Origin of the sequence: Escherichia sp. KCJ4928 (genome assembly GCF_004352695.1) — a bacterium.
In the GTDB taxonomy this organism is placed as follows: domain Bacteria; phylum Pseudomonadota; class Gammaproteobacteria; order Enterobacterales; family Enterobacteriaceae; genus ECMA0423.
Genome location: NZ_SJWV01000391.1, coordinates 1 through 1,428, shown reverse-complemented (window position 1 = coordinate 1,428; position 1,428 = coordinate 1). Strand labels below are relative to the sequence as shown.

The 1,428-nt window shown below is 42.9% G+C and carries 1 protein-coding gene and 2 pseudogenes; all 3 read right to left on the bottom strand.

Annotated features, from left to right (window positions below):
* Positions 1–136: 136 nt before the first annotated feature.
* Positions 137–559, bottom strand: a pseudogene (locus tag E0D98_RS24145) (AIDA repeat-containing protein); the annotation flags it as partial.
* Positions 560–623: 64 nt separating this feature from the next.
* A complete protein-coding gene (locus tag E0D98_RS24140; protein ID WP_000927517.1) occupies positions 624–743 on the bottom strand; it encodes a hypothetical protein in 120 nt (39 codons plus the stop codon).
* Positions 744–966: 223 nt separating this feature from the next.
* Positions 967–1,125 (bottom strand): annotated as a pseudogene (locus tag E0D98_RS28170) (recombinase family protein); the annotation flags it as partial.
* Between the last annotated feature and the right edge of the window lie 303 nt (positions 1,126–1,428).

The window sequence follows — 1,428 nt, the reverse complement described above, 5'->3', positions numbered from 1 at the left end:
ATTACATATTGAACTACTACAACAGCGTCAGACCTCACCATTATAACGGTGGGCTGACGCCGGAAGAGTCAGAGAACAGATACCATTTTTACTGTAAAACCGTGGCCAATATTACTTGACCACTACAGTGTGAATTACCACCCTTAATTGTCGTTCCATTGCTGATACCACCTGTATAAACGTCCTGATTGCCACTGTCGATTATCGTACCGGTGGAAATGCCCCCGTCATGAATTGTCTGTCTTCCTCCGTTAATGGTTGTATTATTAGCCTGCCCCACAAAATTGTTATGACTTCCTACATCTTGATATCCACCCGATTCAATAAGACTTCCATTAGATACCCCGCCATGAACATTCTGCTGGCCATGGTTGATAATATGAGTGTTATTTGTTGTACCTCGTTCATCTACTCTTTGGCTGCCATCTACAGTCTCATCGTTTACCACACCAATAACATCAGGAGTGAAGGCCGTCATCCCAGGCGGGGCATATATCAAGGCAGATATCAATAAGGAAAGTACTGAGCGGCGACAATAATGGGGACTGGTCCTGTTCATAAATTTCATCCTCTGAAAAGTGAATACTGAGTAGCGTTTAAGCGACCTTAGCTCTGCTGCAACATCAGCCCACAGGCACCAGACCAGGGGATTCATCCTGAAGAGACAGCGCAAGTGTATTGTGTTCACCGCTCATCAAAGACATCATGATGAAATGATGATATTCCACATAAGAAAGAAGCATTTTTTAAACGCAGTGCGCTGAAGTATGGTTGGATAAAAAAGTCAATCTATTCAGGGAATACGGGGGTATTCTTTTCTTTCGACAATCAGGCCGTCGGCAAAATAAAATGATTTACATAATCGTTTCTGATGAATATCTTCTGCTCACATAAAAATAACACAATAACTTTGAGATCGCAGATTCTTTTACTTTTACAGCATTCGTCCCCCCATTGTTGGGCAAATATAGATTGGGCCAGAGCACGAAAGTTAATACCACGTTTGCACAGCTCCTCCAACAGCACGACAAGATGCCACATACTGCGCCCCAGTCGGTTCGGTTTACAGACTACCCGTGCGTCCACCGCCGATAATGTCCTGAGCAGTTTTTTCAGTCCGGACCTCCTGCCACGGTTTTACGTTGAAGAGGTAACCCTGAGCACGCAGTTCATCAGTCAGGCGTGGTGTACCGTAACCCTATTATTGATGGGTAAGATCAAAAAAACTTTCAGGCAGCTAAGGAAAGTTGAACCAGACATTAGAATAAATATTTCAACCAATTACAGCACCAATTCAGACACCGCCAGCTCAACAAATAAATCAAGGGGTTACGTGAAAGCGTAGCCCATTTTTCTTTGGTAGTGGCAGCAAAATGGTTGTAGTGTAAAAAATAATCCCGTTTAATCAATCAATAATACATATTGTTT

Excerpts from the sequence above, each read along its gene's own strand:
- E0D98_RS24140 (WP_000927517.1), bottom strand. The coding sequence starts at position 743 with ATGCTTCTTTCTTATGTGGAATATCATCATTTCATCATGATGTCTTTG.